Source organism: Nocardioides panacisoli (assembly GCF_019448235.1).
Classification (GTDB): domain Bacteria; phylum Actinomycetota; class Actinomycetes; order Propionibacteriales; family Nocardioidaceae; genus Nocardioides; species Nocardioides panacisoli_A.
Genome location: NZ_CP080409.1, coordinates 3118952 through 3139352, shown reverse-complemented (window position 1 = coordinate 3139352; position 20401 = coordinate 3118952). Strand labels below are relative to the sequence as shown.

The window sequence follows — 20401 nt, the reverse complement described above, 5'->3', positions numbered from 1 at the left end:
AACCATACGGAGGTAGCCGATGAGGCAGGGGATCCACCCCGACTACGGGCACGTCGCGTTCCGCGACCGCAGCACCGGCCACGTGCTGGTCACCCGATCCACGCTCGCCGGCCGGGTCGACCCCGACCACACCGTCGAGTTCGACGGCGTGACGCACCCGGTGGTCGACGTCGACGTCAGCCGGCACAGCCACCCCTTCTGGACCGGCCGTGGCCGTGTGGTCGACACCGAGGGCCGTGTCGAGAAGTTCGAGCGCCGCTACGGCCGCAGGGAGGTGCCCTGATGCGCGTCCCCGTCGTCCTCCTCGCCGGCGTCGACCCCGCCCCGATGGCCGCGACCCTGGTCGGACTGCAGTTCGACCTGCCCGGCGCCGTCGCGGTGCGCCACCACATCGACGTCGACCGTCAGGTCCTCACCCGGACCGTCAGCGACATCACCGGCGTGCTCGAGGAGCACGAGACGCTGCTGGAGCACGCGTGCGTCAGCTGCGCGATCCGCGAGGACATCCTGCCCACCCTCGAGCGGCTGGCCCGCGACGGACGGTGGCAGAGCATCGTCTCGCACCTGCCGGTCGGCGCCGAGCCCGCCAACCTGTGCGGCGCGCTGGCGTGGGACACGCGGCTCGCGCGGTTCCTGCGGGTCTCGGCCGTGGTGACCGCTGCCAGCGCGAGCCACCCCGTGCGGGACCTGCTCAGCGACGACCTGCTCGTCGACCGGGGCCACCACTGCGCCGAGGAGGACCGGCGCGGCGTCGGCGAGGTGCTCGCCGCGATGGTGGAGTACGCCGACGTCGTCGTCTTCGACGACACCCCCGACGCCGCGGCCCACGGACTCGTCGCGGCGCTGGCACGCCCCGACGCCACCGTCATGGCCGGCAGCCACGACCTCGACGCCGCCACCCTCACCGGCCACCTGCACCGCCATCGTCGGACCAGCGAGTGGACCGACCCCACGCGGCGCGAGGCCCTGCCGCGCCTGCAGGCCGAGGGCGTGTGGCGGCTGGACCTGCAGTCACTCCAGCCCTTCCACCCCGAGCGACTGCTGGAGTCCCTCGAGCTCCTCGGCGGCGGCAACCACCGCTCGCGCGGCTGCTTCTGGCTCCCCACCCGCCCCGACCGGGCCGTGGAGTGGGACGGCGCCGGGGGCCAGCTCTGCATCGGCGACCACGCCGGCTGGGGACGGCGTACGCCGTTCACCCGGCTGGTGCTGACCGGCGTCGGCGTCCCGCCGGCCCACCTGCGGGAGAGCTTCGACCGCCTGCTCATGACCGCCGAGGAGGGTGAGCGGCTGTCCCGGTCGCCCGACGAGGACGGCTTCGAACCGTGGCTCGGTCCGATCCGGAAGGTGGCGTGATGGCGGTCCCCAAGCGACGGACCTCCCGCAGCCGGACCCGGCACCGCCGTGCGCAGTGGCGTGCCGCGGCACCGGCGCTGGTGCCGGTCACCGTCGACGGCACGACGCACCGGGTGCCGCGGCGGCTGGTGCGGACGGTCCACGCCGGTCTCGTCGACCCGGCCACCGGAAGGAGGACGTGATGAAGGTGCGCAACTCGCTCCGGTCGCTGAAGAACCAGCCCGGCGCCCAGGTCGTGCGGCGCCGCGGGCGCACGTACGTGATCAACAAGCAGAACCCGCGCTTCAAGGGCCGTCAGGGCTGACCCTCCCCGCGCGCTGCGTCAGCGGCAGGCGGTGCGGACGTAGGCGTCGTACGCCGCGTCCGCACCGTCGAGCGTGCTCGCCTCCACCCCGCCGGGGACCGCGGACTCGCTGAGCACCAGGCCGAGCGCGGCATAGGTGGCCGCCAGCTCGGCGTACAGGCCACCGACGGCGAGGGTGCTCATCGCGTCGGGCACCCCGAGCGTGACCATCCGGTCGGCCTCCTCGCGCAGTGGCTCGCGGCGGTCGTCGTCCTCGGCGTGTCGCTCGCGGGCGGCGACCCACTCCCGGTGCGCCGCACAGAACGTCGCCTCGTCCGGCGCGCGGGCCGGCGCCGCTGTCGGCACGACGGTCGGCGAGGCCGTCGTGTCCGGTGGGGCGTCACGGGTGCGCACCGGGTCCGGCCGGACGAGGAGCACGAGGACGGCGACGGCGACGAGCAGCGCGCCGAAGCCCAGCCGCACTCCCGGGCCCGGCGACGGCCGACCGCCGTCCGGGCTCACTCGTAGGGACGCTTCGGCTCGTCGATCAGGGTGAGGTCGGTGACGTCCAGCGCCGGATCGTCCGCAGCGACCAGGCTGACGCCGGTGCCGTCGACCCAGGTGCCCACGACCTCGACCCACTGGTCCGTCGGCGGCGCCTCCACCCCGCGGGCCGCGACCCGGAACGCGGCACCGTCCGCGGCGCAGCAGCGGATCGCGATGCGCGTGACGTACCACCCGTCGGCATCGCTGGTGACGAAGCCGCGCAGCCGGACCGTGCGCCCCGACAGCTCGCCGTCGCTGGAGGCGAGCCGGACGAAGTTGGACACGCCCACGTCGGCGATCCCACCCTCGGGCAGCGGCGCGACCGCGGCCCGGTCCTCGGCGGCGCTGACCTTGTTGACGCCGCGCTCGGCGAGGAAGGAGCCGAGGCTGGGCGGCTGGACGACCAGGCCGATCACCACCGGGAGCAGCAGCACCCAGGCGACCGGGGTGATCGGGTGGTCCTCCTCGGCGGGCCAGAGCACCGCGGTGAAGGCGAGCAGGAGCAGCAGCACCCCGCTGGCGACCAGCGGCCACCGCATCCACTCGTTGACGTAGCGGACGTACTCGTCGGTGATCCCGATCCGCAGCGTCAGCGCACCGACGGCGGTGAGCACGAGGGCCTGGGCAGCGCGGTTCACAGCATCACCCAGCCGACGAGGCAGGCGATGGTCGTGGCGAGCACGAGGACCAGCGGCACGAACTGCAGCGCGAACTGCCGGCCCCACTGGCCCGCCTCCATGGCGGCGAGCTTGACGTCCATGGCGGGCCCGACGACGAGGAAGACGAGCTTGGCGGTGTCGGAGAACGCCGTGAGGCTGACGGCGATGAATGCGTCGGCCTCCGAGCACAGCGCGACCACGAAGGCGAACGCGGCCAGCACCACCACCGAGAGCAGGAACTGGCCGGCCACCGACTCCACGATCTCCAACGGCACCAGCACCTTCACCGCGGCCGCGATCAGGGCGCCGACCACGAGGAAGCCGGCGGCGGGCAGGAAGTCGTGCCAGGCGGCGCCGACGAAGGCGCCGAGCCGGCCGTTGCCGCCGTGGGAGTGCACCGGGCCGCCGATGCGGGGCAGCCTCAGCGCCGGCAGCCGCTGGGCCAGCGCGACGTAGATCCAGCCCACCACGATCGCGACCGCCATCGAGGCGAGGAAGCGCGCGGCCACCATGTCGGTGCGGCCGGAGAACGCGACCGCGGTCGACACGATCACGGCGGGGTTGACCGCCGGTGCGGCGAGCAGGAAGGTCAGCGCGACTGCGGACGGTACGCCGCGCCGGGCCAGCCCCGAGGCGACCGGGACCGCCGCGCACTCACAGGTGGGCAGCCCGATCCCGGCGACGCCGGCGACCGGGACGGCGAGTGCGGGGTTGCGGGGGAGCAGACGAGAGACGGCCCGCTCCGACAGCAGAGCGGAGATGAGTCCGGAGAGGACCACGCCCAGCACCAGGAACGGCACCGACTGGACCACGATCGCGACGAACACCGTCGCCCACGCCTGGAAGGCCGGGGCGTCCAGTCCCGGCCCGAGCAGCCGGACGACGGGCAGCGCGGCGACGAGTACCAGCAGGACCGCCACGACCTGGCCGTCGAGCCGCCCACTCCGCGGCGGCCGCGTGGTCTGGGAAGTCATCGCGCTCAGCGTAGACGCGCTCGCGGCCGGCGCCGCGGAGGCGCGAGTCCCGCCACCCTCACTCGCGACACGGGGCACGGCCCAGCGGACACCGCGCCGCCGCGGTCGAGAGCTCGACCCCCTCGGGCAGCAGGCCGAGCCAGGCGGCCGGGACCTCCGCGGGCCGCTCCCCGGCCAGTCCCAGCCGCTCGAGCGCGGCCTCCTCGACCGGGTGTCGACGGCCGGTCTCCGCGACGAGCTGGGTGGGCCCGCTCCCTGCCCGCACCAGGGCACCGTGCCCCGGTGCGACGTACGCCGCCACCTCGCCGGGCGCGACCGGCTCCGCGGTCCGGTCGGCCGGGGAGATCGCGAGCGCGACCGACGTGCCCTCCTCCCCGCTGCGTTCCATGACGGCGCACACCTCGCCGTCCGGCACCGTCGGCGGGATCCGGACCTCCACGCCCGCGGCCGGCCCGCCGACGGGGAACAACGCCACCCACCCGGGGTCGACCTCGACCGCGGCCGCTCGCGCGACCGGCGTACCGGCGGCCACGGGATGGCGCCGGGCGGCGGTGGTGCCGTCGTAGGTGCGGCTGGTCGCGACCAGCCACCGGCGCGCGCCGTCGTCGACCACCACACCGGTGTCGGCGGTGACGGGACGGGCCGCCGGCACCTCGGTGATGTCGAGGTGCACGCCCTGTCCGCGGCCGGTGCACGCGGTCCAGCCGTCGGGCAACAGTGATCCCGGCGGCGGAACCGTCGGTGGGGCGGTGGGCAGTCCGACCGGTGGCCCGTGCGGACTCGCGGCGACCACGCTCCCCGGGACCTGCTGCGGCGAGGTGTCCCCGGCCAGGAGGCGCGCGGACGTCGCGTTGGCGACGGGCCGCAGCACGGGGCCGTCGGGGGCGTCGTCGTCGATGAGGTGGAGCGCGCCGCTGTCGGTGTCGGCGACGAGCGACGGTCCGTCCCAGTCCACCGCGTCGCGGGGCGCCACGACCGAGGCGATGAACGCGCCGACCAGCACCAGTGCGGCGAGCACGACGCCCGCCACGACGCTGCGCAGGCGGCGCGGCAGTGCCACCTCCTCCCCGCCCGGTCGCCCGTGCACCAGGGCGGCGAGCACCCGGCGCCGGTCGTGGCCCTGCGCCTCGAGCAGGTCAGCGTCGTCGGTCACCGCACCTCACCCCCGGATCGCGTCGAACCAGCCGACGGTCAGCACCAGCAGCGGCAGCAGTGCCACCACGGCGAGCGTCTCCAGCACCGCGCCCCACCGGCGCAGCCGCACCGTGGGCCGCACCCCGAGCACGAGCCCCGCGAGGGCGGCCAGCCCGACCACCGGCGCGACGAGGGCGGGGCCGGGCCCTGCCGACCCGGTCACCAGCAGCACCGCCCCGAGCGCGACCAGCGCGGCCACGCCGGCGGTGACCACCACCTGCACCTGCGGCGCGGAGCGGCGGTGCACCGCCCGCAGCAGCACGGCGACGGCACCGGTGGCGGCCAGCGCCGTCCCCCACGGCCCCAGTCGACCGACGACCGGCGCCAGTGCCACGACGGCGACGCCCAGCGCCACCTCCGCCGCGAGCAGCAGGTCGTGGCCGGTGGTGACCCGTGGCTCCAGTGCCCTGGCGTGCTCCTCCCGGGTGTCGGCGTGGAGGCCGGCCGCCCCCGACGCCAGCCGTGGGGTCGCGTTGCCGGCCAGCACCAGCACCACCAGGCCGATCGGGGCCGCCGTCGCGCGGTCGACCCCGGCGAGCACCAGCACCCCGGCGACCACGGCCACGCAGCCGACCAGTGCGGGCGGGACCGCCGGCAGCCGCAGCGCCACGCACCCCAGTGCGACGACCAGCAGCCCGGCACCCGCCGCGGCGAGCGTGGCCTCCGCCCGCCACATCGGGGCGAGCAGGGCACCGGTCACCGCCCCGTGGCAGGAGGCGAGCCAGGTGAGCACCAGGACCGTCGCCCGATCCCCGTGCCGCCGCTCCCCCACGACGGCCAGCACCACCAGCAGGCTGCCGAGCACGCCGGCGACCGTCGCCGCCGACCCGGCCGGCACCCCCGACAGCGCCGCGAGTCCCAGCCCGAGCGCGAGGACGGCCGCTGCGAGCGTCGTACGCCGCGCCGCGGCCGGGGACCACGGCGGCTGGGTCCGCTCGACCGCCTCCGCGACGGCGTCGGCCGGATCGTCGTGGCGCGCCGGCGGTGCCGCGGGAGGGCCCGCGGTGAGCAGGAGCAGTGCCCCGTCGGCCACGCCCTGCGGCCCGAGCCCGAGGTCGTCGCCCAGGCGGTCGCCGAGCACGGTCGTGAGGTCGAGCGGCTCGTGGGCGGTCGCCCCGTCGAGCAGGTCGAGCCGACCCGCGAGGTCGGGCAGCAGCTCGGCCACCGGCACGGCGGTGGGCAGCACCAGGTCGGCGCGACGGCGACCGCCCGAGACGGTCACCGACACCGACCCGGCGGCGGTGTCGGCAGTGCCGGCAGGGCCGGCAGGGCCGGCAGTGTTGGCAGGGCCGACTGGACCGGCCGGGCTCAGATCTCGAATGCCGCGGCCCCCCTGCGGTCGGCAGCGGCGTACTCGGCGTTGGACTGCTGCACGGTCAGTCGGGTCTGGTCCAGCAGGTCGCGCATCTCGGCGATCGCGCGGTCCCACTGGGACTTCGCGACGACGTAGGTCTGCTGGGCCGCGCCGGCCCAGTCGCTGCGCAGCGGCTCGAGCTCGCTCTCGAGGCGGTCCATCCGGGCGTCGATGTGGCGCACCGTCTGCTGGAGGTCGGCCGCGGCCTGCTCCAGCGCGGCGTGGTTGACGCGCATCCCGTCGAGGTTCATGGTCGTCCTCCCTCAGCCGAGCCGCTGGACCAGCGCCTGGTAGCTGCTGCCCTGCGTCTGGTCGGTGTCGACGTTGTCGGCCTCGGTGCGGCGCAGCGAGGCCTCGAACTCGTCCAGCGCGCGCACCACCGTGGCCTGCTTCTCCGTCCACGCGCGGTGGAGCAGGAAGAAGGCCTGGGCGCCGCGGCCGCCCCACTGGCCGTGGACCGCTGCGATCTGGCCGTCGAGCTGCTGGCTCATGGTGGTGAAGTCCTGCCGGGCCTCGGCGACGAGGCCGGCGGCGCGCGACAGCGTGCCGTCGCCCTGCCCGAACTGGGGTGCGTGGGTGCTCATGGTGATCCTCCTCTGCTGCGCCGGCATCGGACCGGCGCGCGGTGGAGCAGTCCTATCCAGCACGACCCACGTCGCGGAACCCCCTGCTCCGGTTGTCCACAGGCAGCGGGAAAGGCGCAGGTCAGCGGGCCGGCACCGACCTAGGCTGGACGCTCGCTCGGGACCCCGACACCAGGACGCACCGTGAACCGGACGCACGAGGAGCCACCACCCCTGCCGCGGGTGGAGCTGCGCCCGCCGCCGCCCCAGCAACCGCGCGAGGGTGCCGCCGGACTGGCGCTCAACGCCCTCCCGATGCTGGGCAGTGTCGGCTCGATCGTGCTGGTGGCCTCCTTGGGCGGGGCGAGCACGGTGACACGCTTCCTCGCCGCCGGGATGTTCGCCGGCGCCACCCTCGGTTTCGTCGCCGTGCAGGTCGACCGGCAGCGGCGCCAGCACCACCAGCGCGTCGGCAGCGCGCGCCGCTCCTACCTGCGCCACCTGGCCGTCGTACGCCGCACCGTGCGGGAGGTGGCCGCCGACCAGCGTCGCTCCGAGGAGTCGCGTCATCCCCCGCCGGCGGCGTTGGCGCGCCTGGTGGCGGAGGGGTCGCGGGTGGGGGAGCGCCGCCCCGGCGATCCGGACTTCTGGACGGCGCGGGTCGGGGTCGGCGACCGACCGCTCGCGGCGGACCTCGTCGTCCCCGGGGACGACGAGGTCGCCGAGGCCGACCCGGCGACGGCTGCCGCACTGCACCGGTTCGTGGCGGTGCACGCCCGCCAGCCAGACCTGCCGGTCGTCCTCGACCTCGCCGACCGGCCCCGGCGGGCCCTGGGCGGCGCGGACGCCCGCGGTCGCGCGCGGGCGCTGCTGTGCCAGGTCGCGGTGCTCCACGACCCCGCGCACGTCGGCATCGAGGTCGTCACCGACGACGCGAGCGCCCCGGCGTGGGAGTGGGTCAAGTGGCTCCCGCACGCCCGTGGTGCACGACGGCCGAGCGTGGAGGGTGGCCCGACGCGCCTCCTCGTCGTGGTCGACGCCGACGATGGCGCCGACTCCCCCACGCCGGCTGACCAGCCCGCCCCCGGGACGACCGTGGTCACGCTCGACCCGACCGCGGGCGCGGCGGAGGTGCTGGTGCCCGACCGGATGTCGGTGGCCGCGGCAGAGGCCGTCGCGCGGCGGCTGGCCGGACGGAGCACGGCCGGCCCCACCGCCACCGGGGACTATCTCGACCTGCTCGGCACCTCACCGTCCGCGGCCCCGCGCCGCCGCACCGTCGAGGAGCGGCTCCGGGTGCCGATCGGTCTCGACGACGCCGGCCGCCCGGTGCACCTGGACCTGAAGGAGGCGGCGCAGGGTGGCATGGGACCCCACGGGCTGGTCGTGGGCGCGACCGGGTCCGGCAAGTCGGAGTTCCTCCGGACGTTGGTGCTCGGGCTCGCGCTCACCCACACGCCCGAGGAGCTCAACCTGGTGCTGGTCGACTTCAAGGGCGGCGCGACGTTCGCGGGGATGGCCGACCTCCCCCACGCCTCGGCGGTCATCACCAACCTCGCACGCGAGCTGACACTGGTGGAGCGGATGCAGGACGCACTCGCCGGCGAGCTGACCCGGCGCCAGGAGCTGCTGCGGGAGGCCGGGAACCTCGCCTCGCTCCGCGACTACGACCGGGCGCGGGCCGAGGGCGCGGACCTGCCACCGCTGCCGGCGCTGTTCATCGTCGTCGACGAGTTCTCCGAGCTGCTCGCGGCCCGGCCGGAGTTCCTCGACCTGTTCGTGGCCATCGGCCGCCTGGGCCGCTCCCTGGGCCTGCACCTCCTGCTCGCCTCCCAGCGGCTGGAGGAGGGGCGACTGCGGGGGCTGGACTCGCACCTGTCCTACCGCGTCGGCCTGCGCACCTTCAGCGCAGCCGAGTCCCGCACCGCGATCGGCGTCGCGGACGCCCACACCCTGCCCGCCGAACCCGGCATCGGCTACCTCCGGCCGGACCCGGCGACCCTCACGCGCTTCCGGGCCGCCTACGTCTCGGGGGCGCGGGCAGCCCCCGCGCCGGTCGTCACGCAGGTGGTGCCCTTCACCGCAGCGACGCGGGACACCGTCGACGCCGAGCGGCCGGCCGCCGACAGCGAGGCGCCGACCCTGCTGGCGGAGGCCGTCGCGGCGCTGCGCCGCCACAGGCACCCCGCCCACCGGATCTGGCTGCCCCCGCTGGCCACGCCACCGACGCTGGACGAGCTCGACCGGGCGGACGAGGTCGACGCCGGTCCTTGGGCTGTCCCCATCGGCATCGTCGACCGTCCCCGTGCGCAGCGGCGCGACCCGCTCGTCCTCGACCTGTCCGGGGCCGGTGGGCACGTCGCCGTGGTCGGTGCAGCGCGCAGCGGCGCGTCCACACTGCTGCAGACGCTGGTCGCCGGCCTCGCGCAGCACCACGGTCCACGGCAGGTGCAGTTCTTCGTGCTGGACCTCGGGGGCGGCGGGTTCGGTCCCTGGGCGCACCTCCCCCACGTCAGCGGCGTCGCGACGCGGCACCAGCCCGACGTCGTACGCCGCGCCGTCGCGCAGGTCACCGAGCTCCTCGCGGCCCGGGAGGCCGGACTGGCGGACGAGTACGGCGAGGTGTTCGTGGTCGTGGACGGCTGGGGCGCGCTCCGGGCGGAGTACGCCGACGAGGCGGCCGCGCTGCAGGAGGTGGCTGCCCGCGGCCTCGGGGTGGGCGTGCACCTGGTCGCGAGCGCGCAGCGGTGGGCCGACTTCCGCGGTGGGTTGCGCGACGCGTTCGGCACCCGACTGGAGCTGCGGCTGGGCGACCCGATGGACTCTGAGGTGGACCGGCGGCGGGCGGCGGCGGTGCCGACCGGACGGCCTGGACGCGGCCTCACCGCGGCCGGCGAGCACTTCCTCGCCGCGCTGCCCCGCGTCGACGGCGTCGCCGACCCGGACGCCTCGGCGCACGGACTGGCGGACCTGGTCGAGCGGTCGACGTCGCGCTGGCCGGGCGAGCGCGCGCCCGCGCTGCGACTGCTCCCGGACGTCGTCGCGGCCGAGGACCTCACCAGCGAGGGCGACGACCTGGTGGTCGGGCTGGCGGAGTCGACGCTGGCCCCGGTCGGGATCGACGTGACGAGGACGCCGCACCTGTTGGTCCTCGGCGAGGGCGGCTCGGGCAGGAGCGCGACGCTGCGCACCTGGGTGCGCGCCATCGAGCGGACCCGGGGCGCGGACCGGGCGCAGCTGGTGCTGGTGGATCCACGTCGCTCGCTGGGCGGTGAGCTCCCCGACGACTTCGTGCTGCACCACCTCACTTCCGCCGCGCAGGCCGAGCCCGCGCTGCAGGAACTCGCCGACTACCTGACCACCCGGCTCCCCGGACCCGACGTCACGCCACGCCAGCTCCGGGAGCGATCGTGGTGGACCGGCGCCGAGGTCTTCGTCGTGGTCGACGACCACGACCTGCTCACCCTCGGTGGACGCTCACCGCTGACGCCCCTCCTGCCGCTGCTGCCCCAGGCCGGCGACGTCGGGCTGCGGCTGGCGGTGGCGCGGCGCTCGGGCGGCGCGGCACGGGCGCTGCACGAACCGGTGCTGCAGGCGCTGCGTGACCTGGCAGCGCCGGGCCTGCTGCTCTCCGGCAGTCCCGACGAGGGTCCACTGCTGGCCGGGGTGCGCGCCGCCCCCGCCCCTCCGGGACGCGGTCGACTGGTCACCCGCGAGGACGGCGTACGCACCGTGCAGGTGGCCTGGACCGAGCCGACGGCCTGATCCCGGGCGGGCCGATCAGGGCCAGAGCGAGTGGTAGGCGTTGAGGGCGGGCTGCCCGCCCAGGTGGGCGTAGAGCACGGTCGCGTCGCGGGGGATGTCGCCGCTGCCGACGAGGTCGACCAGGCCGGCCAGCGACTTCCCCTCATAGACCGGGTCGGTGATCATCGCCTCCAGCTCGGCGCCGAGTCGCATGGCGGCCATGGTCGACTCGACGGGGATGCCGTAGCGGTCACCGGCCCACCCCTCGAGCACGGTGATCTCGTCGTCGCGCAGGTCACGCCCGAGCTCGATGAGCTCGGCGGTGTGGCGAGCGATCCGCTCGACCTGGTCGGTGGTGCGCGCGAGTGTCGCGGAGGCGTCGATGCCGATCACGCGGCGGCGTACGCCGGTCAGCTCCTCCAGTGCCGCGAACCCGGCGACCATGCCGGCGTGGGTGGACCCGGTGACGGTGCACACGACGACGGTGTCGAAGTGGACGCCGAGGTCACGCTCCTGCTCGGCGACCTCGAAGGCCCAATTGGCAAAACCCAGGCCGCCGAGTCGGTGCTCGCTGGCCCCGGCGGGGATGGCGTACGGCGTGCCGCCCGCCGCCTCGACCTCGGCGATCGCGTCCTCCCAGGACTGGCGGATCCCGATGTCGAACCCCGCGGGGTCGAGCCGCACGTCGGCGCCCATCATCCGCGAGAGCTGGATGTTGCCCACGCGGTCGTTGACCGGCTCGTCCCACGGCACCCAGTGCTCCTGCACCAGCCGCGCCCGCAGCCCCAGGTGCGCGGCGACGGCGGCGACCTGGCGGGTGTGGTTGGACTGGACGCCGCCGATCGACACGAGCGTGTCGGCCCCGCTGGCGAGGATGTCGGGCACGAGGTACTCCAGCTTGCGCACCTTGTTGCCGCCGAAGGCGAGGCCGCTGCTCACGTCCTCCCGCTTGGCCCACACCTCGGCCCCGCCGAGGTGCTCGGTCAGCCGCGCGAGGCGGTGCACCGGGCTGGGTCCGAAGGTCAGCGGGTGGCGGGGGAACTCCTGCAGCCTCATCTGATCATCCTCGCAGTTGCGTGTGCCCGGCGGAACGGTGTCGGGGCCGCAGCCGCGGCGACGTGGCCGGCCGGGGAGGATCGGGCCGTGAGCGAGAACCATCCGACCGTCACCTTCGAGTGCGAGATCCAGGCCCGACTGCGTGACGTCAACCTCGGCGGGCACGTCGACAACGTCGAGGCGATCCGGGTGCTCGACGAGGCGCGCCTGCTCTTCCTCCGCTTCGCCGAGGTGGCCGGCAGCGGCACCGGACTGCTCGGCCGGCTGCCCGACGGCGTGGTGGAGCTGGTCGGCTCCCAGCGCGTCGACTACCACGCCGAGATGCGGTTCGTGCCGTTCCAGCCGTTCCTGGTGCGGATGTGGGTGAGCCACGTCGGCCGGACGTCGGTGACGGTCTCCTCCGAGCTGCGCGTCGGCGAGGACCACCCGCCGGCGGTCGTCTCCGAGACCGCGATCGTGCTGTGGGACGCCGGCACGAACGAGTCGTGGCCGATCTCGGAGGAGGTGCGGGCCGACCTGGCGGCGTACGCCGGGGAGCCGGTGACGCTGCGGGAGCGACCTAGCCGTTGACGCGGTCGAGGACGCGGCCGAAGAACTTCTCCAACGCGCGGACCTCGTCGTCCTCGAGCCCGTCGAAGACCAAGGAGCGCACCGAGTCGGCGTGGCCGGGCGCGGCGGACCGGATCGCGGCGAGGCCCTCGGCCGTGAGCGCGACGTGGGCGCCGCGGCGGTCGTCGGGGCACTCGGTGCGCGAGACCAGGCCGCGCGCCGTCATGCGGCTGATCTGCTTGGACAGCCGGCTCTTCTCCCACTGCACGGCGTCGGTGAGCTCGAACATCCGCATCCGGTGGTCGGGCACGTCGGTGAGGGCGACGAGCACCTCGTAGTCGGCCAGCGAGAGGCCGCTGGCGGCCTGCAGCTCGCGACCCAGGCGCGCGGACAGCTGGGCGTGGGCGTTGAGCCACGCCCGCCACGCGCGCTGCTGGTCCTCGTCGAGCCACGTCGTCATGCCACCAGCCTACCGGCGGTGGTTGACACCGCCACCATCGTCGAACGGGATGCCGAGTCGGCGCCAACTCGGCTCACAGGAGGGTCGAGTCGGCGCCAACTCGGCCCATGAGCGGGTCGACTCGGCGCCAACTCGGCTCTTGCGCCGGACCCGCCCTAGGGTTGTGACATGGCCCACCCTCAGCCACGCAGCCACGTCAGCCAGATCCCCACCTACGTGCCCGGCCGACCGCCGGCCGCCCGGCCCGGGATCACCACCTACAAGGTCTCCTCCAACGAGAACCCGCATCCCCCGCTGCCCGGCGTCCTCGATGCCGCGACGGCCGCCGTCGCGCGGATGAACCGCTACCCCGACATGGGCAACACCGCGCTCTACGAGGCCCTCGCCGCACGGCTCGGGGTCGGCACCCAGCACCTCGCCGCGGGCGCCGGCTCGGTCGCCCTGGTGTACGACGTCGTGGCCGCCTTCTGCGATCCCGGCGACGAGGTCGTCTACGCCTGGCGGTCCTTCGAGGCCTACCCGATCGCCGTCCGGGCCGCCGGGGCCACGTCGGTCCAGGTCCCGGTGACGGCCGACGGGCGTCACGACCTCGCGGCGATGGCCGCGGCCGTCACCGACCGCACCAAGGTGCTCGTCGTGTGCACCCCCAACAACCCGACCGGCCCCGCGGTCACCCAGCGCGAGCTCGACGACCTGCTGGCCGCCGTGCCGTCGCACGTCCTGGTGGTCGTCGACGAGGCCTACCGCGAGTTCGTCCGCTCCGAGGACCCGGTGGACGGACTGGCGACGTACCGGATGCACGCGAACGTGGTGCTGCTGCGCACCTTCTCCAAGGCCTACGGCCTGGCCGGCCTCCGCGTCGGGTACGCCGTCGCGAGCGACCCGATCGCCGGTGCGCTGCGGGCGGTGTCGCTGCCGTTCGGCGTCAACGCGGTCGCCCAGGCGGCGGCGGTGGCCTCGCTCGACGCCGAGGACGCCCTGCTGGAGCGGGTCGCCGGGCTCGTCGCCGAGCGCTCCCGCACCCACGACGGCCTGCGCGAGTCCGGGTGGGACGTGCCGGAGCCACAGGGGAACTTCGTGTGGTTCGACCTGGGCGAGCGGACGGCCGAGTTCGCCGCGGCGGCCGAGACGATCGGCATCGCCGTACGCCCGTTCGCCGGGGAGGGCTGTCGCGTCAGCATCGGCGAGCCCGAGGCCAACGACCGGCTGCTGCAGCTCGCCCGCTCCTGGCACTGACGGGCCCGACAGCTCGTCGTCACCGTGCCGAGCCGACCTGTCGGACCCCGACGGCACAATGTCGGGGTGACCAGGTGGGCGTGGGCGATCGCGGTGGCGTCGACGGCGCTGGTGGCCGCCGGGTGCCTGTCGACGGTGACGACGAGCGAGGAGCGGACGCCGCGGGGGACGGTGACGGCGGGACCGTCGACTTCGGTCCGGCCGGTGCAGCCGCAGGTGCCGATCGGGCAGCGGCTGGCGGGACTGCGCGTCGAGCCGCGGCCGGCGTACGCCGATGACTACGACCGCGACGCGTTCGGCAGCGCGTGGGCCGACATCGACGACAACGGGTGCAACCAGCGCGACGACGTGCTGCTGCGCGACGCGGTCGAGGCGCGGGTGCAGCAGCAGGGTGCGTGCGACCACGACGTCGTCGCGGGCACGTGGGTGGACCCCTACACCGGCGCCACGCTCCGCTTCGACGACCTCAAGGACCCGCGGCAGGCCCAGGCCCTGCAGATCGACCACGTGGTGCCGCTGTCGGAGGCCTGGAAGTCCGGCGCCCGCGACTGGAGCGACGAGCGGCGCTCCCGGTTCGCCAACTCACCGGCCAACCTGCTGTCCGTCGACGGACCGACCAACCAGTCCAAGGGCGACGACGACCCCGCGGCCTGGCGGCCCCGCAAGGACTACCAGTGCAGCTACGCGAAGCGCTGGATCCGGGTGAAGTCACGCTGGGACCTGGCCATCGACGCCAGTGAGCGCGACGCGCTCACCGAGATGCTCGGCTTCTGCTGACCCGCACGTAGGGTCGTCCGCATGCCGTGGTGGCGCAGAGTGATCGCAGTGTCTGCCCTGCTCGTGGGAGTCGGTGTCGTGCTCGTCGGCGCCGTGGTCGGGTTCCTGATGCTGGTCGAGTAGCACCGGCCGGCTGCGACCCGGCTGTCAGCGCAGCCCGCGTCGGTCGATGATCCGGCGCATCTTGCCCACCGAGCGCTCGATGCTCTCCGGCGCGACCACGTCGACGCCGACGGTCACGCCGATCGCGTCCTTGACCATCGCCCGCAACGCGCGGCCGGCGTCACCGGCCGCGTCGCCCGCGCCCTCGCGGTGCTCGACCACGACCGTCATCTCGTCGAGCTTGTCCGGCCGCGTCAGCACGCACTGGAAGTGCGGCGAGAGGGCCGGCGTGTGCAGGATCAGCTCCTCGATCTGGGTCGGGAAGAGGTTCACCCCGCGCAGGATGATCAGGTCGTCTGTGCGGCCGGTGATCTTCTCGATCCGCCGCATCGTGCGGGCGGTGCCCGGCAGGAGACGGGTCAGGTCACGGGTGCGGTAGCGGATGACCGGCATCGCCTGCTTGGTCAGCGAGGTGAGGACCAGCTCGCCCTCCTCCCCGTCGGGCAGCACCTCGCCGGTCACCGGGTCGATGATCTCGGGGTAGAAGTGGTCCTCCCACACGGTGAGCCCGTCCTTGGTCTCGACGCACTCGCTGGCCACGCCCGGCCCGATCACCTCCGAGAGCCCGTAGATGTCGACCGCGTGCATGTCGAGCCGCTCCTCGAGCTCGCGGCGCATGTCGTCGGTCCACGGCTCGGCGCCGAAGATGCCGACCTTCAGCGACGTGGATCGGGGGTCGATGCCCTGGCGCTCCATCTCGTCGACCAGCGCGAGCATGTACGACGGCGTCACGGTGATGATGTCGGGCCGGAAGTCGTCGATCAGCCGCACCTGGCGCTCGGTCATGCCGCCGGAGACCGGCACGACGGTGCAGCCCAGCCGCTCGGCGCCGGCGTGGGCGCCGAGGCCGCCGGTGAAGAGCCCGTAGCCGTAGGCGTTGTGCAGCAGGTGGCCGGCGCGCCCACCCGCGGCGCGGATGCTGCGGGCGACGACGTCGGCCCAGGTGTCGAGGTCGTCGCGGGTGTAGCCGACGACGGTGGGGCGGCCGGTGGTGCCCGACGACGCGTGCAGTCGCAGCACCTGCTCCCGCGGCACGGCGAACATGCCGAAGGGGTAGTTCTCCCGCAGGTCGGCCTTGGTGGTGAGGGGCAGTCGTGACAGGTCCTCGAGTGCGGTGACGTCGCGCGGATGGACACCGGCCTCGTCGAGGGCCCGCCGGTAGTGCGGGACGCGGTCGTGGGCGTGCGCCACCGTCCACCGCAGCCGCTCCAGCTGCAGCGCCCGCAGCTCCTCGAGGGGCGCGGTCTCGATCGGGTCCAGGTCGCCCGGCCGCGGGCTCAGGTCGTCCATGCGTGGCTCCTGTGTCGTGGGCGATGCGCGGTCAGCGGCCGTCGAAGGTCGGCTTCTCGCGGGCGAGGAACGCCGTCACCGCGCCGTGGTGGTCCTCGGTCGCGCCGCACCGGGTCTGCGCGGCGCCCTCGGCGGCGAGCGCCTCCTGCAGCGACGACGTCGCCGAGGCCTGCAGCAGCGCCTTGGTCTCGGCGTACGCCGTCGTCGGCCCGGCCGCGAGCGTGGCGGCGATCGCGTGGGCCCGGTCGGCCACGGCGTCGCCGTCGACGACCTCACCGGTGATGCCCCAGGCGACGGCGTCCTCGGCGGTGAAGGAGGCTCGCAGCAGCATCAGCTCGCGGGCCCGGGCGTCGCCGACGGCGCGCGGGAGCGTGTGGGACAGGCCGGAGTCGAAGGTCAGCCCGATGCCGGTGAACGCCGTCGCGAAGGTGGCGCCGGCGGCGAGCACGCGCAGGTCGCAGGCGAGCGCGAGGCCGAGTCCCGCGCCGACGCAGGTGCCCTGCACGGCGGCGACGACCGGCTTGGGCATGGTGGCGAGGTCCCGCACGATCGGGGCGTAGTGCTCCTCGACGGTGGCGAAGGCAGCCTCCGCGCCGCCCTCGAGCGCGGCGGCGTGCTCCCCGAGGTCCTGGCCCACACTGAAGGCACTCCCGGTGGCGGCGAGGACGACGGCGCGCACGGCCGGATCGGCCGCGACGTCGGCGACGGCGTCGCGCAGTGCGACCTTCAGCTCGGTCGTGAGCGCGTTCTTGCGGTCGGCCCGGTTGAGCGTCACCGTCGCGACGGCGTCGGTCCGCTCCACGAGCACGGGGTCGTCGGTCATGCGTCCTCCTGCAGGATCGGGCGGCCGAGCGAGCGGCTCCGGCCGCGGAACTCCGCGATCACCTCGTCCCCGCAGCGCACGGTGACGTCGTACACGCCCGAGCGGCCGCGACGGCGTACCTCCCGGGCCTCGGCGACGAGCACGTCACCCAGTCGTGCGGGTGCCAGCAGGTCGACGGCGAACCCCGAGGCGACGGTGACGGTGCCGTGGCTGTTGCAGGCGAAGGCGAAGGCACTGTCGGCGAGGGTGGCGATGATGCCGCCGTGGCACAGCCGGTGGCCGTTGACCATGTCCTGGCGCACGGCCATGGACAGCTGCGCGGTGCCGGGCGTGACGTCCTCGAGCACCATGCCGAGCGCGTGGCTGGCGTGGTCGCCGGCCCACATCGCCTCCGCACTCGCGTGGGCGAGCGCGTCGGCGTCGGGTACGTCGGGCTGCGCCGAGTGCTCCGGCTCCGGCTGAGCGGACTCAGGCATCGAAGTCGACCACGATCTCGTCGCTGACGGGGAAGCTCTGGCAGGTGAGGACGAAGTCGCGCTCCACCTCGTGGGGCTCGAGGGCGTAGTTGCGCACCATGTCGACATCGCCCTCGCGGATCCGGGCGCGGCAGGTGCCGCAGACGCCGCCCTTGCAGGCGAAGGGCAGGTCGCTGCGGGTCCGCTGCGCGGCGTCGAGGATCGTGCTGTCGCGCGGCATCGGCGTCGTGGCCGACCGGCCGTCCAGCACGAGGGTGACGTCGCTGGTGACGCCCTCGACGACGCGCTCGGGGTGGCGCAGCTGCGGGGGCGGCTCGTCGACGTGGAAGAGCTCGGCGTGCACCCGGTCGCTCGACACGCCGAGGTCGGTGAGCACGGTGCGGGCCTCGGTGAGCATCGCGACGGGGCCGCACAGCCACACGTGGTCCATGTCGCCCACGGGGACCAGCCGCGTGAGCAGCTCGCGGAGTCGCTCGCCGTCGAGCCGGCCGGAGAAGAGGTCGACGTCGCGGGGCTCGCGGGAGAGCACGTGGACCAGCCCGAACCGGTCGTGGTGGGCGTCCTTGAGGTCGGCGAGCTCCTCGGCGAACATCACCGTGGCCGTCGCTCGGTTGCCGTAGAGCAGCGTCACCTCGGCGTCGGGGTGGGCAAGCACCGAGGAGGCGATCGAGAGCATCGGCGTGATGCCCGACCCGGCGGCGATGCACAGGTGCCGCCCGGCCGGGCTCGGGTCGGCCCGGAAGCTGCCGCTGGGCGGCTGGACCTCGATGCGGTCGCCGGGGCGCACCTCGTGGACCAGCCAGCGGGAGAACAGCCCGTCCGGGATCTCGCGTACGCCGATCCGTGGCGCGGCGCCGACGGGCGCGCAGATGGAGTAGCTGCGACGGTGTTCCTCGCCGTCGATGACGCGGCGCAGCGTGAGGGACTGCCCGGCCGCGAAGTCGAAGTCCTCGCGCAGGTCCTCGGGGACGGCGAAGGTGACCGCGACGGCGTCGTCGGTGAGCCGGTCGACGGCGGAGACGGTGAGCGGGTGGAAGGTCGTGCGCGCCCCGGGCGCCAGCGTGCTGGTAGCGGTCACCTCAGATCTCCTTCACGTGGTCGAACGGTTCGCCGCAGTCCCGGCAGCGGTACATCGCCTTGCAGGCCGTCGAGCCGAACTCGGAGGTGAGTGCGACGTCGTCGGCGCCACAGCGCGGGCAGTGCACGGCGCGTCGGGTGGCGGTCAGCTGCAGCGGGATCGGGCCGTCGTGGTGCGGTGCCGGCCCCGGGGGCGAGATGCCGGCGTCGGCGAGGGCCGCGCGGCCACGGGGCGTGATCCAGTCCGAGGTCCAGGCCGGCTCCAGCTGGACGCGGACGCGGGCCGGGAGGCCGGCCCCTGCCAGCGCGGCGACCAGGTCGTCGCGCATGGTGGCCATGGCCGGACACCCGGAGTAGGTCGGGGTGATGGCGGCGACCACCGTGCCCTCGTGGTCGACGTCGACGTCGCGGAGCACCCCGAGGTCGAGCAGGGTGAGCATGGGCAGCTCGGGGTCGACCACGGTCGCGGCCACGTCCCGGGCGCGCTCGCGCAGCTCCTGTCGCGAGGTCACGGCGCTCACCAGCGACCCTCCGGGTGGGCGCGGGCGACGACCTGCATCTCGGCGAGCAGCAGGCCCAGCGCCTCGGTGTGGCAGCCGTCGCGGCCGGTGCGCCCCCGGACGCCGGCCAGGGGCGCCACGTCGGGGCGCGCGACGCCGCTGGCCCCGAACACGCGGTCGAGCACGCCGTCGACATCCTCGGCCACGGCGGCCGGGTCGACACCGATGCCGCTCGTCGCGGCGTCGAGCTCCACGGGGTGGGTCACGAAGAGCTCCTCCCACAACGGCCAGCGCTGCTCCAGCGCCGCGACCAACCGCCGGCGGGACTCCTCGGTGCCCCGCGCGAGGGTGAGGAACCAGCGAGCGGCGAAGTCGCGGTGGTAGGTGAGCTCCTTGGTGCCCTTGGCCGCCACGGCTGCGAGGACGCCGTCGCGCGATCCGGCCAGCCCCTCCAGGAGCGCGAGGCGCCAGCTGGCGAAGAGCAGGATCCGCACGACCACGTCGGCGAAGTCGCCGCCGCCCACCTCGGCGAGGCGGACGTTGCGGAAGTGGAGGTCGTCGCGGAAGAAGGCCAGGCGGTCCTCGTCGGGCACCGGCGACCCTGCCGGCAGCGAGGGCACGACCGTCGGGTCGGCCGCCGCGGCCCGGGCGAGCAGGAGCCGCGCCTGGCCGAGCAGGTCGAGCGCGATGTTGGCCAGCGCGATGTCCTCCTCGAGGTCCGGCGCACGGCTGCACCACTCCGAGAGCCGCTGGGAGAGCACCAAAGCGTCGTCGCCGAGCATCAGGCAGTACGCCGCCAGCACGCCCGGGTCGACGTCCTCGGGGACCGTCGTGTCGACGCCCGCCAACGGGTCCTCGAAATCGGTGCCGAAGGCCCAGTGGGCGTCGTTGACCAGCAGCCCGGCGTACGGGTTGTCGTCGGTGCCCGGGTCGGGGGTGTGTACGTCGGCCATGGCTTCCTCGTTGGTCGAGAGGTCGGTCGTTGGTCGAGCCTGTCGAGACCTACATGTGGGGGACGTCGTCGGGGATGTCGTAGAAGGTGGGGTGCCGGTAGACCTTGTCGCCGCTGGGCGCGAAGAGCGGGTCCTTCTCGTCCGGACTTGAGGCGGTGACGTCGGCGGACCTGACGACCCAGATGCTCACGCCCTCGTTGCGACGGGTGTAGACGTCACGGGCGTGGAGGATCGCCATCTGGTCGTCCGCGGCGTGCAGTGAGCCCACGTGGACGTGGTTGAGCCCCCGCTTGCCCCGCACGAACACCTCGTACAGCGGCCACTGCGCTGACACGTCGGTCATTCCCTCGTTGGTCGAGCCTGTCGAGACCA

24 protein-coding genes are annotated in these 20401 nt (G+C 74.6%); 8 read left to right on the top strand and 16 right to left on the bottom strand.

The window, feature by feature from the left end; genetic code table 11:
• Positions 1-19: 19 nt before the first annotated feature.
• From KUV85_RS15270 to ykgO, 4 genes are read left to right on the top strand one after another with little or no spacing between them, the layout of a single operon-like run.
• A complete protein-coding gene (locus KUV85_RS15270) occupies positions 20-283 on the top strand; it encodes a type B 50S ribosomal protein L31 (RefSeq protein ID WP_219960749.1) in 264 nt (87 codons plus the stop codon).
• A complete protein-coding gene (locus KUV85_RS15265; RefSeq protein WP_219960748.1) occupies positions 283-1353 on the top strand; it encodes a GTP-binding protein in 1071 nt (356 codons plus the stop codon). Before KUV85_RS15270 ends, KUV85_RS15265 begins: the two co-directional genes overlap by 1 nt.
• Positions 1353-1535, top strand: a complete 183-nt coding sequence (gene rpmF, locus KUV85_RS15260; RefSeq protein WP_219960747.1) for a 50S ribosomal protein L32 — start codon at positions 1353-1355, stop codon at positions 1533-1535. Before KUV85_RS15265 ends, rpmF begins: the two co-directional genes overlap by 1 nt.
• The gene (gene ykgO / locus KUV85_RS15255; RefSeq protein ID WP_219960746.1) at positions 1535-1657 is read left to right on the top strand and encodes a type B 50S ribosomal protein L36; all 123 of its coding nucleotides are present in this window, start codon (positions 1535-1537) and stop codon (positions 1655-1657) included. The genes rpmF and ykgO overlap by 1 nt, the downstream gene beginning before the upstream one ends.
• A gap of 18 nt (positions 1658-1675) precedes the next feature.
• Here the strand turns inward: ykgO and KUV85_RS15250 are convergent, their stop codons facing one another.
• From KUV85_RS15250 to KUV85_RS15220, 7 genes are all read right to left on the bottom strand, one after another.
• Positions 1676-2158, bottom strand: a complete 483-nt coding sequence (locus KUV85_RS15250) for a hypothetical protein (protein WP_219960745.1) — start codon at positions 2156-2158, stop codon at positions 1676-1678.
• Positions 2155-2820, bottom strand: a complete 666-nt coding sequence (locus tag KUV85_RS15245) for a TIGR03943 family putative permease subunit (protein ID WP_219960744.1) — start codon at positions 2818-2820, stop codon at positions 2155-2157. The genes KUV85_RS15250 and KUV85_RS15245 overlap by 4 nt, the downstream gene beginning before the upstream one ends.
• Positions 2817-3815: a permease gene (locus KUV85_RS15240; protein WP_219960743.1), complete on the bottom strand. Its 999-nt coding sequence runs from the start codon at positions 3813-3815 to the stop codon at positions 2817-2819. Before KUV85_RS15240 ends, KUV85_RS15245 begins: the two co-directional genes overlap by 4 nt.
• A 58-nt stretch (positions 3816-3873) precedes the next feature.
• A complete protein-coding gene (locus tag KUV85_RS15235; protein WP_219960742.1) occupies positions 3874-4968 on the bottom strand; it encodes a type VII secretion protein EccB in 1095 nt (364 codons plus the stop codon).
• 6 nt (positions 4969-4974) lie between these two features.
• A complete protein-coding gene (eccD, locus tag KUV85_RS15230; protein WP_219960741.1) occupies positions 4975-6231 on the bottom strand; it encodes a type VII secretion integral membrane protein EccD in 1257 nt (418 codons plus the stop codon).
• Between the two features lie 86 nt (positions 6232-6317).
• Positions 6318-6614 (bottom strand): WXG100 family type VII secretion target, encoded by a 297-nt coding sequence (locus tag KUV85_RS15225; RefSeq protein WP_219960740.1) that lies wholly within the window; start codon positions 6612-6614, stop codon positions 6318-6320.
• A gap of 12 nt (positions 6615-6626) precedes the next feature.
• On the bottom strand, positions 6627-6947 hold the full coding sequence (locus tag KUV85_RS15220) for a WXG100 family type VII secretion target (RefSeq protein ID WP_219960739.1): 321 nt from the start codon (positions 6945-6947) through the stop codon (positions 6627-6629).
• 183 nt (positions 6948-7130) lie between these two features.
• Between KUV85_RS15220 and eccCb the strand changes: the two genes are divergently transcribed.
• Entirely contained in the window at positions 7131-10691 is a 3561-nt protein-coding gene (gene eccCb, locus KUV85_RS15215; protein ID WP_219960738.1) for a type VII secretion protein EccCb, read from the top strand.
• Positions 10692-10706: 15 nt separating this feature from the next.
• Here the strand turns inward: eccCb and KUV85_RS15210 are convergent, their stop codons facing one another.
• Positions 10707-11726 carry a 1-aminocyclopropane-1-carboxylate deaminase gene (locus KUV85_RS15210; RefSeq protein WP_219960737.1) on the bottom strand — a complete coding sequence of 340 codons (1020 nt, stop codon included), beginning with the start codon at positions 11724-11726 and terminating at the stop codon, positions 10707-10709.
• An 87-nt stretch (positions 11727-11813) separates the two neighbouring features.
• Here KUV85_RS15210 and KUV85_RS15205 point away from each other — a divergent pair, with 87 nt between their 5' ends.
• Positions 11814-12296 (top strand): acyl-CoA thioesterase, encoded by a 483-nt coding sequence (locus KUV85_RS15205; RefSeq protein ID WP_219960736.1) that lies wholly within the window; start codon positions 11814-11816, stop codon positions 12294-12296.
• Here KUV85_RS15205 and KUV85_RS15200 read toward each other — a convergent pair.
• Positions 12286-12735, bottom strand: coding sequence for a MarR family winged helix-turn-helix transcriptional regulator (locus KUV85_RS15200; protein WP_219960735.1), 450 nt, complete (start codon positions 12733-12735; stop codon positions 12286-12288). The genes KUV85_RS15205 and KUV85_RS15200 overlap by 11 nt on opposite strands.
• A gap of 168 nt (positions 12736-12903) precedes the next feature.
• Here KUV85_RS15200 and hisC point away from each other — a divergent pair, with 168 nt between their 5' ends.
• Positions 12904-13971 (top strand): histidinol-phosphate transaminase, encoded by a 1068-nt coding sequence (hisC, locus tag KUV85_RS15195; protein ID WP_219960734.1) that lies wholly within the window; start codon positions 12904-12906, stop codon positions 13969-13971.
• Between the two features lie 66 nt (positions 13972-14037).
• Positions 14038-14748: an HNH endonuclease family protein gene (locus tag KUV85_RS15190; RefSeq protein WP_219960733.1), complete on the top strand. Its 711-nt coding sequence runs from the start codon at positions 14038-14040 to the stop codon at positions 14746-14748.
• Between the two features lie 147 nt (positions 14749-14895).
• On the opposite strand, the gene paaK is transcribed toward KUV85_RS15190, so the two are convergent.
• The 7 genes from paaK to paaB are packed head-to-tail and all read right to left on the bottom strand — an operon-like array spanning position 14896 to position 20372.
• A complete protein-coding gene (gene paaK, locus KUV85_RS15185; RefSeq protein WP_219960732.1) occupies positions 14896-16200 on the bottom strand; it encodes a phenylacetate--CoA ligase PaaK in 1305 nt (434 codons plus the stop codon).
• 31 nt (positions 16201-16231) lie between these two features.
• Complete coding sequence (locus KUV85_RS15180) at positions 16232-17023, bottom strand: enoyl-CoA hydratase-related protein (RefSeq protein WP_219960731.1); 792 nt, start codon at positions 17021-17023, stop codon at positions 16232-16234.
• Positions 17020-17499: a hydroxyphenylacetyl-CoA thioesterase PaaI gene (gene paaI, locus KUV85_RS15175; protein ID WP_219960730.1), complete on the bottom strand. Its 480-nt coding sequence runs from the start codon at positions 17497-17499 to the stop codon at positions 17020-17022. The genes KUV85_RS15180 and paaI overlap by 4 nt, the downstream gene beginning before the upstream one ends.
• On the bottom strand, positions 17492-18577 hold the full coding sequence (gene paaE, locus KUV85_RS15170) for a 1,2-phenylacetyl-CoA epoxidase subunit PaaE (RefSeq protein ID WP_219960729.1): 1086 nt from the start codon (positions 18575-18577) through the stop codon (positions 17492-17494). Before paaE ends, paaI begins: the two co-directional genes overlap by 8 nt.
• 1 nt (position 18578) lies before the next feature.
• Positions 18579-19097 (bottom strand): 1,2-phenylacetyl-CoA epoxidase subunit PaaD, encoded by a 519-nt coding sequence (gene paaD, locus KUV85_RS15165; RefSeq protein ID WP_237690153.1) that lies wholly within the window; start codon positions 19095-19097, stop codon positions 18579-18581.
• The gene (gene paaC, locus KUV85_RS15160) at positions 19094-20029 is read right to left on the bottom strand and encodes a 1,2-phenylacetyl-CoA epoxidase subunit PaaC (RefSeq protein ID WP_219960728.1); all 936 of its coding nucleotides are present in this window, start codon (positions 20027-20029) and stop codon (positions 19094-19096) included. Before paaC ends, paaD begins: the two co-directional genes overlap by 4 nt.
• Before the next feature lie 49 nt (positions 20030-20078).
• The gene (gene paaB, locus KUV85_RS15155; protein ID WP_219960727.1) at positions 20079-20372 is read right to left on the bottom strand and encodes a 1,2-phenylacetyl-CoA epoxidase subunit PaaB; all 294 of its coding nucleotides are present in this window, start codon (positions 20370-20372) and stop codon (positions 20079-20081) included.
• Positions 20373-20401: the final 29 nt, after the last annotated feature.

Bases quoted from the DNA above. Each gene is read 5' to 3' on its own strand.
- KUV85_RS15270 (WP_219960749.1), top strand. From the start codon at position 20: ATGAGGCAGGGGATCCACCCCGACTACGGGCACGTCGCGTTCCGCGAC.
- KUV85_RS15265 (WP_219960748.1), top strand. From the start codon at position 283: ATGCGCGTCCCCGTCGTCCTCCTCGCCGGCGTCGACCCCGCCCCGATG.
- rpmF (WP_219960747.1), top strand. From the start codon at position 1,353: ATGGCGGTCCCCAAGCGACGGACCTCCCGCAGCCGGACCCGGCACCGC.
- ykgO (WP_219960746.1), top strand. From the start codon at position 1,535: ATGAAGGTGCGCAACTCGCTCCGGTCGCTGAAGAACCAGCCCGGCGCC.
- KUV85_RS15240 (WP_219960743.1), bottom strand. From the start codon at position 3,815: ATGACTTCCCAGACCACGCGGCCGCCGCGGAGTGGGCGGCTCGACGGC.
- KUV85_RS15225 (WP_219960740.1), bottom strand. From the start codon at position 6,614: ATGAACCTCGACGGGATGCGCGTCAACCACGCCGCGCTGGAGCAGGCC.
- KUV85_RS15220 (WP_219960739.1), bottom strand. From the start codon at position 6,947: ATGAGCACCCACGCACCCCAGTTCGGGCAGGGCGACGGCACGCTGTCG.
- KUV85_RS15210 (WP_219960737.1), bottom strand. From the start codon at position 11,726: ATGAGGCTGCAGGAGTTCCCCCGCCACCCGCTGACCTTCGGACCCAGC.
- KUV85_RS15200 (WP_219960735.1), bottom strand. From the start codon at position 12,735: ATGACGACGTGGCTCGACGAGGACCAGCAGCGCGCGTGGCGGGCGTGG.
- hisC (WP_219960734.1), top strand. From the start codon at position 12,904: ATGGCCCACCCTCAGCCACGCAGCCACGTCAGCCAGATCCCCACCTAC.
- paaK (WP_219960732.1), bottom strand. From the start codon at position 16,200: ATGGACGACCTGAGCCCGCGGCCGGGCGACCTGGACCCGATCGAGACC.
- KUV85_RS15180 (WP_219960731.1), bottom strand. From the start codon at position 17,023: ATGACCGACGACCCCGTGCTCGTGGAGCGGACCGACGCCGTCGCGACG.
- paaI (WP_219960730.1), bottom strand. From the start codon at position 17,499: ATGCCTGAGTCCGCTCAGCCGGAGCCGGAGCACTCGGCGCAGCCCGAC.
- paaC (WP_219960728.1), bottom strand. From the start codon at position 20,029: ATGGCCGACGTACACACCCCCGACCCGGGCACCGACGACAACCCGTAC.
- paaB (WP_219960727.1), bottom strand. From the start codon at position 20,372: ATGACCGACGTGTCAGCGCAGTGGCCGCTGTACGAGGTGTTCGTGCGG.